Raw genomic sequence first — 18,182 nt, forward strand, 5'->3', positions numbered from 1 at the left:
GAAACCTGAGGCCGGGGATGTCAACATATCTGGCGTTGACTTTTGGCACGCTGTTGAGTTCTCAAGGAACGGACACTACCTTCGGTCTGCCTTCCAGCAGGCCCTCCGGGCGCTTCGTTCTTTCGTGTTTCCAGCTTATCAGATGTTTTCCGCTCCGTTTTCCCGGAGTTTCATTTCATCGGATTCGCTTTCCGCTTGTCCCCGCTCTCTCGCGGCGACTCCGGAACTGTACGGGGCCGGGCCCGCCACAAGCAAATCGTCCCGCCCTGCGGCTGCAGGGCGGGACGATCCGTCGTTCGGGCACCGTCAGGCGCGGCCCATCTCCTCGGCGATGGCCGCGGCGAAGGCGTCGATGTCGGCCTCCGTGGTGTCGAAGGCGCACATCCAGCGCACCTCGCCGGTGTGCTCGTTCCAGAAGTAGAAGCGGTAGCGCTTCTGCAGCCGCTCGCTCACCTCGCGCGGGAGGATCGCGAACACCGCGTTCGCCTGGACCGGGCGGACGACCTCGACGCCGTCGATCTTGCGGACGGCGGCCTCCAGGCGGCTGGCCATCGCGTTGGCGTGGCCGGCGTTGCGCAGGTAGAGGTCGCCGGAGAGCAGCGCCTCGAACTGCACGGAGACGAAGCGCATCTTCGAGGCGAGCTGCATCGAGGTCTTGCGCAGGTACTTGATGTTGCGCACCCGCTCGGGGTTGAGCACCACCACGACCTCGCCGAGCATCAGCCCGTTCTTCGTCCCGCCGAAGGACAGCACGTCGACGCCCACGTCCGTGGTGAAGGCGCGCAGCGGCAGGCCGAGCGAGGCGGCGGCGTTGGCCAGGCGGGAGCCGTCGACGTGGACGAGCATGCCGAGCTGGTGGGCGTGCTCGGTGATCGCGCGGATCTCGTCGGCGGTGTAGAGGGTGCCGAGCTCGGTGCTCTGGGTGATCGAGACCGCGAGCGGCTGCGCGCGGTGCTCGTCGCCGAAGCCCCAGGCCTGCTGGTCGAGCAGCTCGGGGGTGAGCTTGCCGTCCGGGGTGGGGACGGTGAGCAGCTTGATGCCGCCCATCTTCTCCGGGGCGCCGCCCTCGTCCACGTTGATGTGGGCGGTCTCGGCGGCGACCACGGCGCCCCAGCGCGGGAGCAGGGCCTGGAGCGCGACGACGTTGGCGCCGGTGCCGTTGAAGACGGGGTAGGCCTCGGCCTTGTCCCCGAAGTGGCGGCGGAAGACGTCCTGGAGGTGCGTCGTGTAGTCGTCCTCGCCGTAGGCGACCTGGTGGCCGTCGTTGGCGAGGGCGATCGCGGCGAGGACCTCGGGGTGGATGCCGGCGTAGTTGTCGCTGGCGAAGCCGCGGACGGCGGGGTCGTGCCGCCGTACCGCGTCCGTGCCGGTGGGGTCGGTCATCGGGCTGTCAGCCACAGGTGCTGTCCGTTCAGTTCTGCTGCGGGGCGGTCCCAGAGGCCCGCGAGGTGTCCGGCGAGGTCGGCCGTGTCGGTGAAGCCCGCGAACTTCGCGTCCGGCTTCTCGGCCCGCATCTCGGGGCTGACCAGCGCCTTGATGACCAGGATCGCAGCAGCGGCGGTGGGCTCGCCGTCGGGGTCGGTGGTCTCCTTCTTGAAGGAGTCCGCCATGGCGAGGGTCCAGGCCTCGGTGGCCGCCTTGGCTGCCGCGTAGGCGGCGCCGCCGGCGGTGGGCTTGTGGGCGGCCGCGGCGGAGATCATCGCGTACCGGCCGGCGGGGCTGCGGACCAGCGCGGGCTGGAAGGCCAGCGAGGTGTGCTGGAGGGTCCGCACGACGGTGTCGTGCAGGAAGTCCCAGTCGTCCAGCCGGCTGTCGAAGAAGGTCTTGCTGCCGCGCCAGCCGCCGACCAGGTGGAACAGGCCGTCGACGTGGCCGTGCTCGGCCTCCAGGTGGTCGGCCCAGTCGTGGACCTCCTGCGGGTCGAGCAGGTCGATCACCTGTCCGCTGACCTTGGCGCCGCGCACGGCGATCCGGGTGGCGTCCAGGGCGGACTCGAGGCGCTGGGCGTCGATGTCGGCGCCGATCACGGTGGCACCGTCGGCGGTCAGGCGGCGCAGCACGGCCTGACCGGCCGGGCCGCTGGCTCCGGCGACGGCGATGACCTTGCCGGCCAGCGGGGCGTTGGCGGTCGTGGTCACGCGGCGACTCCCTGGATACCGGCGCCGGTGATGCCGGCGGTGGCGGCGATGACGCCGCCGAGCTTCTTGGACAGGGCCTCGTAGAACATGCTCAGCGGGAACTCGTCCGGGAGCACGGCGTCGCACAGCGCCTTGTTGAGGGCCTTGCCGTCGGTGATGTCGAGCGGCAGCGCCTCGGAGCCCTTCGCCCAGGTGGAGGCGGGGTGCGGGGTGAGGTAGCGGGAGACCAGCTCGTAGGCGGCGATCCAGTGGGCCGGCTTGGGCCGGTCGATGCCGTCGCGGTAGAGGGTCTCGATCTCGGCGCACAGCTCGTTGGTGACCTGCGGGGCCCGCTCCCAGTCGATGCTGAGGCGGTTGTCGCGCCAGCTCAGCGCGCCGTTCTTGTGCAGGTAGGCGAAGAGCAGCTGACCGCCGAGGCCGTCGTAGTTGCGCACGCGGTCACCGCTGACCGGGAAGCGGAACATCCGGTCGAAGAGGATCGCGTACTGGACGTCGCGGGCGTGGGCGTTGCCCTCGGCCTCCAGCTTCACCGCCTCCTTGAAGGTGGTGAGGTCGCAGCGGAGCTCCTCCAGGCCGTACATCCAGAACGGGCTGCGCTGCTTGATCATGAAGGGGTCGAACGGCAGGTCGCCGTGGCTGTGGGTGCGGTCGTGCACGAGGTCCCACAGGACGAAGGTCTCCTGCGCGCGCTGCTGGTCCTGGAGCAGGCCCTCGGCGTCGGCCGGGATCTCCAGGCCGAGCTGCTGGACGGCGCTGGTGGTGACGGCGCGGAAGCGGGCGGCCTCGCGGTCGCAGAAGATGCCGCCCCAGGTGAAACGTTCCGGCGCCTTGCGCACGGAGACCGTCTCGGGGAAGAGGACGGCGGAGTTGGTGTCGTAGCCGGCCGTGAAGTCGGTGAAGGTGATCGGCACGAACATCGGGTTGTCGAAGCGGGTGCGCTCCAGCTCGGCAAGCCAGTCGGGCCACACGACGCTCAGCAGGACGGCTTCCAGGTTGCGGTCCGGGTTGCCGTTCTGGGTGTACATCGGGAAGACGACCAGGTGCTCGAGGCCGTCCTCGCGCTGCTCCGCGGGCTGGAAGGCCAGCAGCGAGTCCAGGAAGTCGGGCTCGCGGTAGCCGGTGTCGGCCCACTTGGCGAGGTCGGCGTCGACGGCGGACAGGTAGGCGGCGTCGTGCGGGAAGTGCGGGGCGAGCTCCTCGACGGCGGCACGCACGGTGGCCACCAGCGGGTCGACGGTGTGCCGCTGTACGGCGGCGAGGTCGATGGAGCCGTCCTTGGACTGCAGCGGGCGCAGCGTCTCGACGGCCTCCTTCAGGCGCAGCCAGGCCGGGTGGCCGGCGAGGGTCGAGACCGGAGCGTCGGCCGCCGCAGCGAGCCTTGGCGAAAGATTCTGCATCGTGGACTCACTTCGACAGGAGTTATTTCAACGGGGACACCATAAGTACGAAAGGTTCTCCTGTTCAAGGGGGTCTCGACCGCCGAACCTCCGGCGGCGCCCCGGGTTCGCCTCCGCTTCGGCGCGGCGTCGGCCCCGGGTCGGCCGCGCGTCGGCTCCGGGCGGGCCGCGCCCCTTCCCGCGCCGGTTCGGAGGGCGAGACGGCGGCGGGCCGGCCGCGGGTCGGGGCCGAGTCCGGGGCCGGCGGCCGGCCGGGCGTCAACGCGGCCTCGCGGCACGCCCCCCGACGGTCCGTCGGGGCCCCGCGGCACCGCGGCCGCGACCTGGGCCCGCGGCCGGGTGTCCGGCATGTGGACAAGCTTCTGGATGTTCTGGACAGATGCGCCGTCGGGATGCGAACCTCCCGCCATGCTCCCGGCGGTGATCACGGTGGCCGAGCGCCACACCGACCTGTTCCGGGTGCCCTCTCGTTGTCGCGACTGCTGTCGCGCGTGCGGCCGCTGCCGCCGCTGTCGCTGATCCGGCTCGAAGGGCGCCGCGGACGCGGGCCCGTACGCCGACCATGCCGCGTGTGTTCCGGCGCCGCCACCGGGGGGAAGTGACCCGCCGGGCTCGCGGCCCGCGCCGCCGCCTCCGCCGTCCCGCCCGGTCCTTCTCCCTGGAGCCCCGCCATGACCCTCCGCAAGCCGTCCGCCACCGCCCTGCCCCTCGCCGTCCTGCTGGCCGCGGCCGCCGCGCTGACCGCGTGCGCGCCGCAGGACGCCAAGTCCGACGGGGCCGCCGCGGGCGCGTCCGGGAGCGCCGGAACGGCGGCGGGCTGCGCACCGGGGGCGCTGGCGACCCGGACGGCCGGCACGCTGACCGTCGGCACGGACAAGCCCGCCTACGACCCGTGGTTCGCCGAGGACAAGCCGGAGAACGGCAAGGGCTTCGAGTCCGCCGTCGCCTACGCCGTCGCGGACCGGCTCGGGTACCCCAAGGACAAGGTCACCTGGGTGGTCGCGCCCTTCGGCAAGGCCACCTCGCCGGGGGCCAAGGACTTCGACTTCGACATCAACCAGGTGTCCGTCAGCAGCGAGCGCAAGCAGGCCGTCGACTTCTCCTCCGGCTACTACGACGTGCGCCAGGCGGTCATCGCCCTGAAGAACTCCAAGGCCGCGGGGGCGAAGAGCATCGCCGACCTCAAGGGCGCCAAGCTGGGCGCACAGGTCGGCACCACCAGCCTCGACACCATCACCGGCACCATCAAGCCGAGCGTCCAGCCGGCCGTGTTCGACTCCAACGACCTCGCCAAGGCCGCGCTCAAGAACGGCCAGGTCGAGGCACTCGTGGTGGACCTGCCCACCGCCTTCTACATCACCGGCGCCGAGGTGCCGGAGGCACAGGTGGTCGGGCAGTTCGAGGGCGCCTCGCAGGGCGAGCAGTTCGGCCTGGTCCTGGACAAGGGCTCGCAGCTGACCGGCTGCGTCTCCCGGGCGGTCGACGCGCTGCGCTCCGACGGCACCCTGGCCAAGCTGGAGAAGCAGTGGCTCTCCGACGCCGTCTCGGCACCGGTGCTCAAGTGAGCGGCGAGGCGACGGCCACCGGGGCGGTGGCACCGGCGAAGGACGGGGGCGACGACTACCGCCCGTCCGAACGGCGACTGGCGCACGAGGCGTACCGGCGCGGCCGGGCCCGGCGGTCGGCGCTGATCGCCACCGCGTCCACCCTGGCGACGGCGCTCGTGCTCTACCTGCTGGTGGTCAACTCGCCCGGTTGGGAGGTGACCCGCCGGACGTTCCTCAGCGCCGACTACGCCCGCCAGGCGCTGCCCGAGGTGCTGAAGGGCCTGCGGCTGAACCTGGAGCTGATGCTCGGCTGCGGGGTCCTCATCCTGGTGTTCGGGCTGCTGCTGGCGGTGCTGCGGACGCTGCGCGGGCCGGTGTTCCTGCCGGTCCGGCTGCTGGCCACCGCGTACGTGGACTTCTTCCTCGGACTGCCGATGATCATCTGCCTGCTGGTGATGATCACCGGGGTGCCGGCGCTCCGGCTCACCGGCGTGACCACCGACCCGCTGCTGCTCGGCGGGGCCGCCCTGGTGCTGACGTACTCGGCGTACGTGTCGGAGGTGTTCCGCTCCGGGATCGAGTCGGTGCACCCGAGCCAGCGCGCCGCGGCCCGTTCGCTGGGGCTCACCAACGCGCAGGCCATGCGGTACGTGGTGCTGCCGCAGGCCGTCCGACGGGTGGTGCCGCCGCTGCTGAACAACCTGGTGAGCCTGCAGAAGGACACCGGACTCGTCTCGATCGGCGGGGCGATCGACGCCGTGTACGCGGCGAAGATCATCGCGGCCCGGTCGTTCAACTTCACGCCCTACCTCGTGGCGGGTCTGGTGTTCATCGTGCTGACCATTCCGCTGACCCGGTTCGCGGACTGGCTGACGGCCAGGACGAACCGCCGGCGGTTCCAGGGCGGTGCGGTGTGAACGCGCGCGGCGGGCGGGGGCAACGCCGCGGGCGGGGCCGGCACGGCGGGCGCCGGACCGGCGGGTACGAGACGGGGTGGCCGGCCGAGCGGTGCGGCCGAACGGGTGAGGTGAGCGGATGAGCACGGCCGAAGTGCTCCGGCTGGAGTCGGTGCGCAAGACCTACGGCGGCCAGGTCGTACTGCGCGACGTGGACCTCACCGTGCCCGAGCACTCGGTGACGGCGCTGATCGGCGCGTCCGGCTCGGGCAAGTCCACCCTGATGCGGTGCGTCAACCTGCTGGAGGGGATCGACGACGGGGCGGTCTTCCTGGACGGCGAGGAGATCACCGACCCCCGGACCGACGAGGACGCCGTCCGGCGGCGGATCGGGGTGGTCTTCCAGTCCTACAACCTGTTCCCGCACCTGACCGTGCTGGAGAACATCACGCTGGCCCCGCGCCGGGTGCACCGGCTCGCGCGGGCCCAGGCGGAGGCGAAGGCGCTGGAACTGCTGGAGCGGCTCGGGCTGGCGGCGAAGGCCCGGGAGTACCCGGACCGGCTCTCGGGCGGCCAGCAGCAGCGCGTCGCCATCGTGCGGGCGCTCGCCACCGGGCCGCGGCTGCTGCTGCTCGACGAGATCACCGCGGCCCTCGACCCGGTCCTGGTCGGCGAGGTGCTCTCGGTGGTGCGCGACCTCAAGGAACAGGGGATGACGATGGTCCTCTCGACCCACGAGATGGGGTTCGCCCGCGAGGTGGCCGACCAGGTCTGCTTCCTGGACGACGGCGTGGTCCTCGAACAGGGACCGCCGGAGCAGGTCCTCGGCGACCCGAGGGAGGAACGGACGCGGCAGTTCCTCAGCCGGGTCGTCGCCTCGGGCCGGCTGCAGGGCTGATCCTGCCGGAGCGGGTCCGGCGGGGTGCGCGCCCGAGGACGCACCCCGGCCGACACCACCGTGCGCCCCGGTGCGCGCCCTGGCCGCGCCCCGGCGGCAACGGTGATCGTGGACGGGACGGGGCCACCCGTCACCGATCGCGGGGGAGGCCGCCGTTGCACGGACCCGTCCTGATCAGCTGGCTGCTGGCCCTGCTCACCGCGGCCGCCGGGGCCTACTGCCTCACCCGGCTCCGCCGCTCCCCCTGCACCGCGGGCGCCCCGCCCCGCGCCGGCACCCGCCGACTGATCGCCCGCGAGTCGGACGCCGCCGAGGCCCTGATGGGGCTGGGCATGGCGGCGATGGCCGTCACCGGTGGAGCCGTCCCGGCCGCCGTCTGGGCCTCGCTCTTCGGGCTCCCGGCCGCGGTCTTCCTGCTCGCCGCCGCACACGCCCCGGCCCGCCGGGCGCACCGGCTACACCACGCGGTGGGCGCGCTCGCCATGACCTACATGGCCCTCACGATGGCCGCCGGCACCGGCCACCACCACGGAACCGGCGCCGGAACGCCGCTGGTGACCGGCGCTCTGCTGCTCTACTTCGGCGGGTACTCGCTCTGGGCCGGCGCCCGGCTCCTGCACACCTCCGCCGGAACCCTGGTGGTGGGCGCCGCCGGACTGCCGCGGGCCTGCCGCCTCACCATGGGGATCGGCATGTTCGCCATGCTGCTGACGATGTGAGCCGGCCCCTCCCCGCGGACGCGGAACCGCGGCCGCGGCCGTGCCCGAACCAACGCCCGCGCCCGCGCCCGCCGGAGGGGTGCCGTTCGGAGCCAAGGCCCCGCCCCTCGCGTGGCGTTGGTCACTGGCCGGTCGAAAGCCGTTCCTCCGGACGTCGCCAGCGCATAGGTTGGCAGGGAGCGCCTCGTCGCGTTCCGTGCGTACTCGGGGAGCCCATGCGATGCCTGCCCTGATCGGTCTGCTGCTGCTCGGACTGCTGCTCTCGACCGTCGCGCCCCGGCTGCTGGCCCGGGCCCGCTGGGTGGAGCGAGAACCGGTACTGGCGCTGCTGGTGTGGCAGTGCCTCGTCGTCGCCGTGCTGCTGTGCTGCGTCCTGAGCCTGCTGCTGGCCGCGTCCGCCGCCCTGCCCGAGCTGCGCGCCCTGGTCTTCGCGGGGGCCCCGCACGGCGTCGAGGCCGCGTACGGTCTGCAGGACGCCGAGGGCTGGGGCCGGCTGTGCGCCGCGGTGCTGGCGGCGGGCGGGTTGCAGACGGCTTTCGCGCTCACCCGGGAGGTCCGGACGGCCAAGGCGGTGCGCGATCGTCGGCACGCCCAACTGACCAGCCGGGCTCCCGAGTTGCCCGAGGCCATCGCTGCCGCCCGGAGCCGCCGGGAGCGGCTGGTGGTCCTGGAGAGCGTCCGCCCGGAGGCCTGGTCGCTGCCGGGCCCCGACTCCCGCCTGGTGGTGACCACCGGCGCGCTCCAACAGTTGACCGACCGGGAGCTGGCCGCCGTCCTGAGCCACGAGCGCGGGCACGTCCGGGCCCGGCACCACTGGCTGCAGCAGGCGTCGCAGGCGCTGGCCTCGGGCTTCCCGGGTGTCGGCGTGTTCAGCGCCTTCCGGGACCAGGTGGCGGAGCTGGTCGAGCTGGCGGCCGACGACCGGGCGGCACGGCGGCACGGCCGGCACACCACCGCCCTCGCGCTGGCCGAGATCAACCTGGACCGCGGGGTGTTCGGTTCCTGCCCGCCGGGGCTGGCGCAGTCCCCCCGCCGGGTCGACCGGCTGCTCGCCGGCCGGCCGCGGCTGTCCGTCCCCCACCGGCTCCGACTCACCCTGGTGGCCCTCGCCGCGCCCGCCGCCGCCGTACTGCTGGCGGTCGCTCCGGGGCTGGTCTCGCAGTTCTGAGGGCGGCCACCACCGGCCCGCCGGGCGCACGGAAGCGTCGCCCCGGTCGATCGCAAAGGCAGTACCGGCAGCACGGTTGACAGAACGTCAGGCGGATGGTCCGGGCTACCCCTCGACCGCCCCGCCCGAAGCGGTCGACCCACTCGACCCGGACGACGCGCTGGACCCGGACGGTCCGATCGGCCCGCCCAGGGTCAGTTCGAGCACCTCGCGGTGCAGCGGCCTGGCCTGCAGGTACCGCTCCTTGCCGGCCTCGGTCAGGGTGAGCATGATGCCGCGCCGGTCGCTCTCGCACATCGCCCGGGTGACCAGTCCGGCCTTCTCCAGTCGGGCGATCAGCCGGGAGAGCGCGCTCTGGCTGAGGTGGACGGTGTGGCCCAGCTCCTGGACCCGCACGGTGGGCCGGCCCTCTCCCGAGCACGCTTCGGCCAGGCGTTCCAGCACCTCGAACTCGCTCATGCCCAGCCCGCACTTCTCGCCCAGCTCGCGGTCGAGCATACAGGCCGTGGCGGCGTGCCGGGCCAGCAGGTCGCGCCACTGCGCGACGAGACCGGCCTCCGCCGGGGAGTCGAGTTCAGCCACGCCGCCACGGTAGCACATGCATCGGCAACATATGTGTTCACATCTTATTCATTTGCATTGAATGCACACGCATGTACTGTCCTCCCCATGACCACCGCGACCGCCACGCCACCCGACGCCCCGTCAACCAGCGGGCTGAACTGGACCCCCCGCCTCTGGGGCACCCTCATCGTGCTCTGCGCCGCCATGTTCCTGGACGCCCTGGACGTCTCCATGGTGGGCGTCGCCCTCCCCTCCATCGGCTCCGAGCTGCACCTCTCCACCTCCGCCCTGCAGTGGGTGGTCTCCGGTTACGTGCTCGGCTACGGAGGCCTGCTGCTGCTCGGCGGCCGCGCCGCCGACCTGCTCGGCCGTCGCCGGGTCTTCCTCGTCGCGCTGGGCGTCTTCGCCGCCGCCTCCCTCGTCGGCGGCCTGGTCGACGACGGCGGCCTGCTGATCGCGGCCCGCTTCCTCAAGGGCGTCAGCGCGGCCTTCACCGCTCCCGCCGGCCTGTCGATCATCACCACGACCTTCGCCGAGGGCCCCGCCCGCAACCGGGCCCTGTCCATCTACACCACCTGCGGCGCCAGCGGCTTCTCGCTCGGCCTGGTGCTCAGCGGCCTGCTCACCTCCGTCGGCTGGCGCTGGACCTTCCTGATGCCCGTGCCGGTCGCGCTGCTCGCCCTGCTCTTCGCGGTCCGCCTGCTCCCCCGCCCCGTCGAGGAGAAGGCCAAGGGCGGCTACGACGTGCTCGGCGCGATCACCGGCACCGCGACCGTCCTGCTGCTGGTCTTCACCGTCACCGAGGCACAGGGCGCCGGCTGGCTGAGCGCCCGCACGCTGGGCTCCCTGGTCGTGGTCCTCGCGCTGGCCGCCGCCTTCCTGCTGATCGAGAGCCGTACCGCCCACCCGCTCGTCCGGCTCGGCATCTTCCGCAACGGCTCGGTCGCCCGGGCCAACGTGATCGCCTTCGCGATGACCGGTGCGTACGGCGGGTTCCAGTTCGTCGTCACCCTCTACCTGCAGCACCTGCTCGGCTGGTCGGCGCTGCAGATGGCGCTCGGACTGCTGCCGGCCGGCGCCTTCATCGCGCTCTCGGCACCGTTCATGGGCCCGATCGTGGACCGCTTCGGCACCGGCCGGCTGCTGCCGATCGGCCTGGTCGCCCTGGTCGGCGCGTTCGCGCTGTTCCTGCGGCTGGACGAGCACAGCTCGTACCTCGGCCTGGTGCTGCCCTCGATGCTGCTGCTCGGCGTCGGCTTCGCGCTGGCCTTCCCCTCGGTGAACATCGCCGCCACCGACGGGGTGGACGACGAGGAGCAGGGCCTGGCCTCCGGGCTGGTCAACACCGCGATCCAGGTCGGCACCGCCGTGGTCCTGGCCGGGGCGACCGCGATGATCACGGCCGGCAGCGCCGGCGGCGACAGCCCGCAGGCCCAGCTGGACGGCTACCGGCCGGCCCTGGCGTTCGTCACCGCGGTCGCGCTGCTCGGACTGCTGATCGCCGCGGCGGGCGCCCTGACGGACCGGCGCAGGAATTCAACTCCCCTGACCTCGGCCGACTATGATGACTCGTCAGCCGGTTCGAAGGAGACCCGGGAGGAAGTGCTGACCACCCGCTGAGCCTCGGTCGCCACCCTGGCCGCCCCCCGGCGGCCATCGGCGATGTCGCCGGCTCCACCAAACCCCCGTCTTGGTGGAGCCGGCCGTCTTCGTACCGGTCGCGGGACCGGCGCCGAGCGGCGCCCGACCAGCACGCGACCACACGGTGCGACCCTCGGCTCCGCAAGTATATTGGCTCGCAGCCAACGAACGTTCGGAGCAGACACGATGGCACCTCGGGGGGATTCGGTCAATGAGGAGATGCGGCAGCGCTCCCGGCGGCGCATCATGCGGGCCACCGTCGAACTCGTCGACCAGCGCGGATACGCGGGCACCACGCTGACCGACATCGCCGAGCGGGCCGGACTCGCCCGCGGGCTGCTCTCGTACTACTTCGACGGCAAACGGCTGCTGATGCAGTCCGCCACCCACCGGATGATGCACCAGGCCCTTTCCGGCGCCCTGGCCGAACTGGCTCCGGACGCCTCGCCGGAGGCCCGGCTCGCCCGCGCGATAGACGCCGTCCTGGCCCTCGCGATGGAGCACCCGCGGGTCATGCGCTCGCACCTCGCGCTGATCCTGGACCCGGACACCGGGGCCTTCGTCCAGGATCCGGAGCAGCAGCAGCTCGGCGCGATCCTGCAGGGCCTGCTCGCGGACTGGGGCGCCCCCGATCCGACCGCCGAACACGCCGTCCTGCGCAGCGCGCTGATGGGCGGCTGCATAGGCGTGCTGCTGCCGGGCGCCGAGCTCCCGCTCGCGCCGATCCGGGCCGACCTGTTCCGCCGCTACGAACTGCCCTGGGAGCTGGGCCGCCCCCCGCAGGCCGCGCCGCCGGAACGCGAACGGCCGCCGGCCCGCGGTTGACGGCGGGAGGGCGGCTCGACGGCACGGGGCCGGACGGGGGCTGGAACCGGGGCGGGGGCGGAGCGCGGAGCGCCGGTCACGGAGGGGCCGTCGGGCGGCCCCGCCTGGCGGCGGCTCAGCGCTCCTTCAGGATCGAGGCCAGCAGGTCTATGGTGCGCTCGGGCGTGAGGCTGTCCACGCAGAGCCGTTCCATGACCTGGATGTAGGCGTCGACGTCGTCCCGCTTGTCCAGGTACAGCGCACTGGTGAGCTGCTCCAGGTAGACCACGTCCGCGAGATCCTGCTCCGGGAAGCGCAGGATCGTGAACGCCCCGGACTCGCCCGCGTGCGCACCGAAGCGGAAGGGCATGACCTGGATGACGACGTTGGCCTGCTCGGCGACGTCGATCAGGTACTGCACCTGACCGCGCATCACCTTGGGCCCGCCGACCGGACGGCGCAGGGCGGCCTCGTCGATCACCGCCCACAGGCGCGGGTTGGCGCCCTCGGTCAGCAGCTTCTGGCGGCGCAGGCGGAGGCTGACCCGCCGCTCGACCTCCTCCTCGCTGATGACCGGCCGACTCTGGCCGAAAACCGCCCGTGCGTACTCCTCGGACTGCAGCAGTCCGGGGATGAACTGCACCTCGTAGGTGCGGATCAGCTGGGCGGCCTCCTCCAGGCCGACGTAGGTCTGGAACCATCCCGGCAGCACGTCGTTGAAGCTGTGCCACCAACCGGACTTGTTCGCCTCGCGGACCAGGCCGAGCAGGGCCTCCCGCTCGATGCCGTCGTCCACCCCGTACAGGCTGAGCAGGTCGGCGACGTCGCGCTCCTTGAAGCTGACGCGGCCGAGTTCCATCCGACTGATCTTGGACTCGGAGGCGCGGATCGCGTAGCCGGCATCCTCGCGCGTGATGCCGCGCGTCTCGCGCAGTCGGCGCAACTGGGAGCCGAGGAGGATCCGGCGGACCATCGAGCCGCCGCCCGGCTGAACTGTGGTCATGCGGTCGAAACCTCCACCTAGGGCAAACAGCGCACAGTCTGCCATCAGTTGAGCGCTCACGGTGCCGATACTGACGGATGTTCCTATCAGTTCCGCACTCCGCGTACCAGGATGCACGTGCAGACGGCGCTTGCATATGCCAATAGTGCGACTGCACGTGAATCGACTCTTGCATCTGCAGTGAGCGCACACCACCATGGTGCACGTGCACCTGCACATCCCTGGCAATCCCGCGGGCTCCGCGTCGACCCCACGCGCGACTCCGTGCACCGACTCGGCAGCGTCCCCGCGCCACCGGGCGTTCGAGTGCGCGCGCGCCTGGTCGAGGGGGCGGCCGAGCGGCCGAGCGAGTCGGAGGTGACCGGCATGACCCCGGCGGGTCCAGCCGTGTCCGCCCCCTTATGGGAGGAGCTCTTCATGAGCACCGGTACGGCTTTGGCGGTTGACCCCCATGTGGTCACCTGTACGCTCGCTCCTCGCTTCGAAGCCGTCAGAACCGCACGCGACTTCGCCAGAACCTCGCTTCAGCGCTGGGGCCTGATGGAGCTGTTCGACGACGTCGCACTGGTGGCGTCGGAACTGGTCACCAACGCGCTGCGGCATGCGGTCGGCGCACGGCCCGACCCGACGGGCGGCGCCCCGGGCGAGTACGACTTTCCCACACAGCCCACCGCGGACGGCCGGCTGCCGATCCGAATAAGCCTCGTCCACCGCTCCCCCCAGGTGGTCTGTGCGGTGAGCGACCCGAGCAGCATCGGCCCGGTCGCCCGCGAGGCGGACTTCGTCGCCGAGTCCGGCCGCGGACTCCACCTGGTGGAGTCGTTCAGCCAGTCCTGGGGCTGGCACCCGCTGGGCAGCGGCAAGGTCGTCTGGGCCCTGTTCGAGGCGGAGCCGCTCGTCGGCTCCGAACTCGGTGGACGGCACCGGCGCTCGGCCTAGGGCCGGGCGGCGCGCGGCCGGCCGCCGACGGCACCGGGAGGACGGCACCCCGGGCCGCGCGGAACGGTGCGACGAGCCGGGCGCGACCTCCTTACCGGCCCCGGCACGCCCCGCGGGCCGATCGGCCGCAGCGATCCGCCGAAGAGGCCGTGCGAGGCATTCCCGTGCAGTTCGGGCCGCGCGTTCCGGCGCCGGCGGCACGGCGGAATTCCGGTGGAACACCGCTCGCGGCGGAATCCGGGCGGGCACCCCCGCGCCATTACCGGAAAGCGCACCGGAAAAGACAAAGGCCGTCGTGGTGTCAGCACCCACGACGGCCCCCCGATGGCGATGCGGCGGCCGGTCAGACCGCCAGGTGGTCGAACTCCCCGTCCTTGGCCCCCAGCAGCAGGGCGGCGATCTCGGCACGGGTGTAGATGAGCGCCGGACCTTCCGGGAAACGCGAGTTGCGCATCGCCACATCGCCCCCCGGCAGGGCCGCGAACTCGACGCAGTTCCCCTGGGAGTTGCTGTGCAGGCTCTTCTGCCAGACCACCCCCTTGAGGTCGGCGGCCGCCATCCCGTTGTAGGTGTCGTACGAGCCGTGCGTGTCCTGCGAGTCGTGCATAGAAATCTCCCGAAGAGCTCCGGAGTGGTCGTCCAGCGCGGCGCCCCCGGCACCCGCCGAACGAACGGACCGGCCCCGTACCGGCCCGGAACAACGCCTCACTTGACGCGATGATAGCTGCAGTGCACGTGCATCAGCACGGGACGTTGCAGGTGCACGATGCTTTTCACCGGCGGCCCCGAACTCTTCACGGACCCTTTTCCTGACGGTACGTAAACGGACATAGCCGACTGAATCGACGAAGTCCCGATAACCGGCCGTGAGCGGACCCCCGCTGAATGTTGATCTTCGAATGCCGGGAGTCGCACTCCTGTGACCCTCCGTCAGACGCATCGGACAGCACCTCCGTGCTGTGAGACATCTCACGCACCGCACGTGCAACGCACAGCCCCGTCCGGGACGTCACGGCAACCACCGGAGCCCTTCCGGGGGTTGGGTGAGATATGTCCGCATTGCTGTGGATCCGCCCGGATCGGCACACGTCGCGCACCGCGCGCGCACCGCGGCCGCGCGGAACCCGAACGGCAGCCGACTGCAGGCCCGACCGGCCGATGTCCTACGATCTCCGGCATGAGCACCGCAGCCATCCCGGGCGCGCCACTGCCCGTCCGCACTCCAGGCTCCCGTGCGCGGGGGCGCCACCGCCGTCCCGAGCGCCCCGAGATTCCGACCGGCGCCCCGGCCCTGGTGCTGGCCGTGCCCGCGACCGCAGGGCCCGAGTCCCGCTCGGTCGTCGAGGAACTGCTGTCGATCGTCCGCAGCGAGCAGGCCGGCGTCCGCACCGCGGTCGGCTACCTCCCCGGTGGGAACACCGAGGCCGACGACAGCGAGGACCGCACCGTCGCCGAGCTCCTGGCCATGGCCGCCGAGGCCGGCCTGCCGGTGCCCGTCGTGGTCCCGCTGGTCCCCGGCCCGCACGGCTTCCTGACCGAACTCCACGCCCTCGCCGCGGAGTACGGCGCGTCCGTCACCGACGTGCTCGGCCCGCACCCGCTGCTCGCCGAGGCCGTCCACGTGCGTCTGTCCGAGGCCGGACTGGCCCGCGCCGACCGGGCCCGACTGTTCGCCATCGCGACCGCCGCGGACGGCGTGGTCCTGACCACCGTCGGCGGCGAGGAGGCCGCCGCGGCGGCCGGCATCACCGGCGTACTGCTGGCGGCCCGGCTGGCCGTCCCGGTCATCCCCGCCGCGCTCGACGTGCCCGGCTCGGTGGCCGCGGCCGTCAACCACCTCAAGGAGACCGGCTCCCTGCGCCCCGCGCTGGCCCCGCTGGTGATCGGCCCGGAGGCCGACTCCGAGCTGCTCGCGACGGCCGCCGAGGAGACGGGCTGCCCGTCCGCCGCTCCGCTGGGCGCCTACCCGACGGTCGGCCAGCTGATCGCCTCGACCTACCTGGCCGCGCTGCCGGCGCCCTCCCCGGAGGAGCTGGCCCAGGCCGAGGCGGAGGCCGCTGCGGAGGCCGCTGAGGGCACCCACGGCGCCCACGCCGCCGCCGGGGGGCCCGAGGAGCAGTAGCGGGACACCACGCGCACCGAAGGGCCCGGAACGGCTTCGTTCCGGGCCCTTCCGGCTTGCCCCGTACGGGAGTTAAGGGGTGAATAGGTGTGATGTCCGTTCTGTCGATGTTTGATCGGTTCTGCCCGGGGCGCGGGCCGGCGGCCGGGAATCGGCCGCGCCTCCCGCATCGCGGACGCACCCGATCGCACCCCGACGCGCCGTCAGCCGTTTCCTGAGGCACGGCCAGTTGTGCGCACCCGTAGCGCCGTTGCGGGAAAACGATCATTTCGGATCATGACGGACGACGGAAACGATCATTCTCGCCAAACCGTGATGCGCATCACAGTGTTTGCGGTTTGAACTTAAGTCTGCTTAACGTGCTCCCCGTTCGTGACCACACGGACCCAGTTCATCCGCAACGCCGAGTCCTGCCGTCGGATGCCCTGGCAGCGCGAAAACGCACCACGGCAGGAGCGGGGGACCCACAGGTAAGTCGCCCCGGACCGTTCCCAGGAACGGTTCAGGGCTAGGGGTGAAGTCGCGTCCACAGCGCGGCCGGGCAACTCCAGCCCGAATCCGACAGCTCACCTCGCAGGCGTGGGAGAGGACCGCGTCTTCATGCTGCCCACCAACGGCACCCGTCTGTCCAGCCGCACCCGCCGCGTCATCGCCGCCATCGGCGTCGCGGGCGTCGGCCTCACGATCCCCTGCCTCACCACCGGCACCGCCTCCGCCGCCTCCGTCGCGACCTGGGACAAGGTCGCCCAGTGCGAGAGCAGCGGCAACTGGAGCATTAACACCGGCAACGGCTTCTACGGCGGCCTGCAGTTCACCTCCAGCACCTGGGCCGCCTTCGGCGGCACCGCGTACGCCCCGCAGGCCAACCTGGCCACCAAGGACCAGCAGATCGCCGTCGCCGAGAAGGTCCTCGCCTCGCAGGGCCCCGGCGCCTGGCCGGTCTGCTCGGTCCAGGCCGGCCTGACCAAGGGCGGCGCCCCGGCCGCCGTCGACACCTCCGCGGGCTCCACCGCCGGTGCGACGGCCACCAAGCCCGCCCCGGCCGCCAAGCCCGCGCAGACCCCCGCCCCGGCCGCCAAGCCGGCCGCGCCGGCCCAGGAGCAGACCTCCGGCGACTCCGCCAAGAGCACCTGGACCCAGAAGCACCAGGAGCAGGCCCAGGGCGGCGCCCAGGCCGAGAGCGACGACTACACCGTCGTGGCCGGCGACTGGCTGTCCTCCATCGCCGACAAGCACAACATCGACGGCGGCTGGCAGCGGCTCTACGAGCTCAACCGCGGCACCCTGACCGACGGCCCGAACACCATCTACCCGGGCCAGCACCTGTCCTTCAAGGACGCCGGCCAGGGCCGGCAGGCGGCCACCGCGACCAAGTCCGGCTCGGACTTCAGCTGGTTCGACCGTTCGAAGAAGTCCGGCCAGACCACCGACGGCGGTGCCGTGAACGCCAAGCCGGCCGCGCAGACCCAGGCCCCGGCCGCCCAGGCCCCGGCCCAGGCCGCCACCGGCAGCATGGCCGCCGCGGTCTCCTTCGCCGAGTCGAAGGTCGGCCAGGCCTACGTCTACGGCGGCACCGGCAACGGCGGCTGGGACTGCTCCGGCCTGACCCAGGCCGCGCTGCGCGCCGCGGGCGTCTCCATCCCGCGCGTGGCCGCCGACCAGGCCGCCGCCAGCACCCACGTCTCGCTGGACAACCTGCAGCCGGGCGACCTGCTGTTCTGGTCCAACAACGGCCAGGACTCCGGCGTCTACCACGTCGCGATCTACGTCGGCGGCGGCAAGTACGTCGAGGCCGCCAACCCGAGCTCGGGCGTGCGCGAGCAGACCGTCGCCAACTGGGCCCCGGACTTCGCCGGCCGGGTCTGAGGCACGCCGGCGGGCCACGGGCAGCACGGCACAGCCGACGGCTGACGGCTGACGGCTGACAGATTTCAGATTTCAGATTTCAGCCGACAGATTTCATCATCTGAAACCTGTCATCTGTCACCCGCCCCCGTCGCCCGCCGCACGGAACCCCCGGGGGAGAGCCCGATCGCTCTCCCCCGGGGGTTCCGGCGTACCCGCCCTCCGCCGGCCGAAGGTCATGGTCAAAGCCGGCCACAACGGGCATGCTGCTGCTCTGCACCCGAGGAGGAGCCACCATGGCCCAGGTCACCGTCACACTCGACGCCAACCTCGCGATCGACGCGATGCTGCTCTCCGGCACCAAGAACCCGCAGGACGCCGTCGAACTGGTCCTGCGGGACTACCTGGCCCGCGGCCGCCGCACCGGGACCCGGACCGGCGACGCCGCCGACGACCGGCGGCTCACCCGCAGCCGCCCCACCGACCAGCAGGGCTGACCCG

Annotated in this window: 17 protein-coding genes and 1 riboswitch; of the genes, 11 read left to right on the top strand and 6 right to left on the bottom strand. The window is 72.2% G+C overall.

From position 1 onward, the window contains the following. Nucleotides 1-306 precede the first annotated feature (306 nt). From ACIRS1_RS00005 to ACIRS1_RS00015, 3 genes are read right to left on the bottom strand one after another with little or no spacing between them, the layout of a single operon-like run. The gene (locus ACIRS1_RS00005) at nucleotides 307-1,383 is read right to left on the bottom strand and encodes a low specificity L-threonine aldolase (RefSeq protein WP_360221895.1); all 1,077 of its coding nucleotides are present in this window, start codon (nucleotides 1,381-1,383) and stop codon (nucleotides 307-309) included. Continuing rightward, nucleotides 1,380-2,138, bottom strand: coding sequence for an SDR family NAD(P)-dependent oxidoreductase (locus ACIRS1_RS00010; RefSeq protein ID WP_360221898.1), 759 nt, complete (start codon nucleotides 2,136-2,138; stop codon nucleotides 1,380-1,382). Before ACIRS1_RS00010 ends, ACIRS1_RS00005 begins: the two co-directional genes overlap by 4 nt. Beyond that, entirely contained in the window at nucleotides 2,135-3,535 is a 1,401-nt protein-coding gene (locus tag ACIRS1_RS00015) for a DUF6421 family protein (protein WP_360221901.1), read from the bottom strand. Before ACIRS1_RS00015 ends, ACIRS1_RS00010 begins: the two co-directional genes overlap by 4 nt. A 671-nt stretch (nucleotides 3,536-4,206) precedes the next feature. Here ACIRS1_RS00015 and ACIRS1_RS00020 point away from each other — a divergent pair. From ACIRS1_RS00020 to ACIRS1_RS00040, 5 genes are all read left to right on the top strand, one after another. After that, nucleotides 4,207-5,100, top strand: a complete 894-nt coding sequence (locus tag ACIRS1_RS00020) for an ABC transporter substrate-binding protein (RefSeq protein WP_360221904.1) — start codon at nucleotides 4,207-4,209, stop codon at nucleotides 5,098-5,100. Beyond that, entirely contained in the window at nucleotides 5,097-5,999 is a 903-nt protein-coding gene (locus tag ACIRS1_RS00025; protein WP_402835559.1) for an amino acid ABC transporter permease, read from the top strand. Before ACIRS1_RS00020 ends, ACIRS1_RS00025 begins: the two co-directional genes overlap by 4 nt. Nucleotides 6,000-6,117: 118 nt before the next feature. After that, a complete protein-coding gene (locus ACIRS1_RS00030) occupies nucleotides 6,118-6,876 on the top strand; it encodes an amino acid ABC transporter ATP-binding protein (protein WP_402835561.1) in 759 nt (252 codons plus the stop codon). 155 nt (nucleotides 6,877-7,031) lie between these two features. Next, nucleotides 7,032-7,595, top strand: coding sequence for a DUF5134 domain-containing protein (locus ACIRS1_RS00035; RefSeq protein ID WP_402835563.1), 564 nt, complete (start codon nucleotides 7,032-7,034; stop codon nucleotides 7,593-7,595). A 220-nt stretch (nucleotides 7,596-7,815) separates the two neighbouring features. Continuing rightward, the gene (locus ACIRS1_RS00040) at nucleotides 7,816-8,763 is read left to right on the top strand and encodes a M56 family metallopeptidase (protein WP_360221913.1); all 948 of its coding nucleotides are present in this window, start codon (nucleotides 7,816-7,818) and stop codon (nucleotides 8,761-8,763) included. Between the two features lie 105 nt (nucleotides 8,764-8,868). Here ACIRS1_RS00040 and ACIRS1_RS00045 read toward each other — a convergent pair whose 3' ends face one another. Beyond that, nucleotides 8,869-9,345, bottom strand: coding sequence for a MarR family winged helix-turn-helix transcriptional regulator (locus tag ACIRS1_RS00045; protein ID WP_402835565.1), 477 nt, complete (start codon nucleotides 9,343-9,345; stop codon nucleotides 8,869-8,871). A gap of 87 nt (nucleotides 9,346-9,432) precedes the next feature. Here ACIRS1_RS00045 and ACIRS1_RS00050 point away from each other — a divergent pair, with 87 nt between their 5' ends. Both ACIRS1_RS00050 and ACIRS1_RS00055 read left to right on the top strand, forming a co-directional pair. Further along, on the top strand, nucleotides 9,433-10,947 hold the full coding sequence (locus tag ACIRS1_RS00050; RefSeq protein WP_387897461.1) for an MFS transporter: 1,515 nt from the start codon (nucleotides 9,433-9,435) through the stop codon (nucleotides 10,945-10,947). Nucleotides 10,948-11,187: 240 nt separating this feature from the next. Beyond that, a complete protein-coding gene (locus ACIRS1_RS00055; protein ID WP_402835567.1) occupies nucleotides 11,188-11,793 on the top strand; it encodes a TetR/AcrR family transcriptional regulator in 606 nt (201 codons plus the stop codon). A gap of 115 nt (nucleotides 11,794-11,908) precedes the next feature. Here the strand turns inward: ACIRS1_RS00055 and ACIRS1_RS00060 are convergent, their stop codons facing one another. Beyond that, nucleotides 11,909-12,775 (bottom strand): helix-turn-helix transcriptional regulator, encoded by an 867-nt coding sequence (locus tag ACIRS1_RS00060; protein WP_360221925.1) that lies wholly within the window; start codon nucleotides 12,773-12,775, stop codon nucleotides 11,909-11,911. A 417-nt stretch (nucleotides 12,776-13,192) separates the two neighbouring features. On the opposite strand from ACIRS1_RS00060, the gene ACIRS1_RS00065 reads away from it, so the two are divergent. Then, entirely contained in the window at nucleotides 13,193-13,714 is a 522-nt protein-coding gene (locus ACIRS1_RS00065; protein WP_360221927.1) for an ATP-binding protein, read from the top strand. Between the two features lie 343 nt (nucleotides 13,715-14,057). Here the strand turns inward: ACIRS1_RS00065 and ACIRS1_RS00070 are convergent, their stop codons facing one another. Then, nucleotides 14,058-14,321 carry a DUF397 domain-containing protein gene (locus tag ACIRS1_RS00070; RefSeq protein ID WP_280679710.1) on the bottom strand — a complete coding sequence of 88 codons (264 nt, stop codon included), beginning with the start codon at nucleotides 14,319-14,321 and terminating at the stop codon, nucleotides 14,058-14,060. A gap of 570 nt (nucleotides 14,322-14,891) precedes the next feature. Between ACIRS1_RS00070 and ACIRS1_RS00075 the strand changes: the two genes are divergently transcribed. The 3 genes from ACIRS1_RS00075 to ACIRS1_RS00085 all read left to right on the top strand — a co-directional run bounded on the left by ACIRS1_RS00075 (nucleotide 14,892) and on the right by ACIRS1_RS00085 (nucleotide 18,178). Then, nucleotides 14,892-15,836: a hypothetical protein gene (locus tag ACIRS1_RS00075; RefSeq protein ID WP_402835571.1), complete on the top strand. Its 945-nt coding sequence runs from the start codon at nucleotides 14,892-14,894 to the stop codon at nucleotides 15,834-15,836. A 391-nt stretch (nucleotides 15,837-16,227) separates the two neighbouring features. Continuing rightward, a riboswitch (cyclic di-AMP (ydaO/yuaA leader) is annotated at nucleotides 16,228-16,429 on the top strand. Continuing rightward, nucleotides 16,416-17,702: a transglycosylase family protein gene (locus ACIRS1_RS00080; protein ID WP_402835572.1), complete on the top strand. Its 1,287-nt coding sequence runs from the start codon at nucleotides 16,416-16,418 to the stop codon at nucleotides 17,700-17,702. It overlaps the preceding riboswitch by 14 nt. A 275-nt stretch (nucleotides 17,703-17,977) precedes the next feature. Next, nucleotides 17,978-18,178 (top strand): hypothetical protein, encoded by a 201-nt coding sequence (locus ACIRS1_RS00085; protein ID WP_402835575.1) that lies wholly within the window; start codon nucleotides 17,978-17,980, stop codon nucleotides 18,176-18,178. Nucleotides 18,179-18,182: the final 4 nt, after the last annotated feature.

The organism is Kitasatospora sp. NPDC101176 (assembly GCF_044768035.1).
Classification (GTDB): Bacteria; Actinomycetota; Actinomycetes; order Streptomycetales; family Streptomycetaceae; genus Kitasatospora.

Bases quoted from the DNA above. Each gene is read 5' to 3' on its own strand.
- ACIRS1_RS00005 (WP_360221895.1), bottom strand. From the start codon at position 1,383: ATGACCGACCCCACCGGCACGGACGCGGTACGGCGGCACGACCCCGCC.
- ACIRS1_RS00015 (WP_360221901.1), bottom strand. From the start codon at position 3,535: ATGCAGAATCTTTCGCCAAGGCTCGCTGCGGCGGCCGACGCTCCGGTC.
- ACIRS1_RS00020 (WP_360221904.1), top strand. From the start codon at position 4,207: ATGACCCTCCGCAAGCCGTCCGCCACCGCCCTGCCCCTCGCCGTCCTG.
- ACIRS1_RS00030 (WP_402835561.1), top strand. From the start codon at position 6,118: ATGAGCACGGCCGAAGTGCTCCGGCTGGAGTCGGTGCGCAAGACCTAC.
- ACIRS1_RS00040 (WP_360221913.1), top strand. From the start codon at position 7,816: ATGCCTGCCCTGATCGGTCTGCTGCTGCTCGGACTGCTGCTCTCGACC.
- ACIRS1_RS00050 (WP_387897461.1), top strand. From the start codon at position 9,433: ATGACCACCGCGACCGCCACGCCACCCGACGCCCCGTCAACCAGCGGG.
- ACIRS1_RS00055 (WP_402835567.1), top strand. From the start codon at position 11,188: ATGCGGCAGCGCTCCCGGCGGCGCATCATGCGGGCCACCGTCGAACTC.
- ACIRS1_RS00060 (WP_360221925.1), bottom strand. From the start codon at position 12,775: ATGACCACAGTTCAGCCGGGCGGCGGCTCGATGGTCCGCCGGATCCTC.
- ACIRS1_RS00065 (WP_360221927.1), top strand. From the start codon at position 13,193: ATGAGCACCGGTACGGCTTTGGCGGTTGACCCCCATGTGGTCACCTGT.
- ACIRS1_RS00070 (WP_280679710.1), bottom strand. From the start codon at position 14,321: ATGCACGACTCGCAGGACACGCACGGCTCGTACGACACCTACAACGGG.
- ACIRS1_RS00075 (WP_402835571.1), top strand. From the start codon at position 14,892: ATGAGCACCGCAGCCATCCCGGGCGCGCCACTGCCCGTCCGCACTCCA.
- ACIRS1_RS00085 (WP_402835575.1), top strand. From the start codon at position 17,978: ATGGCCCAGGTCACCGTCACACTCGACGCCAACCTCGCGATCGACGCG.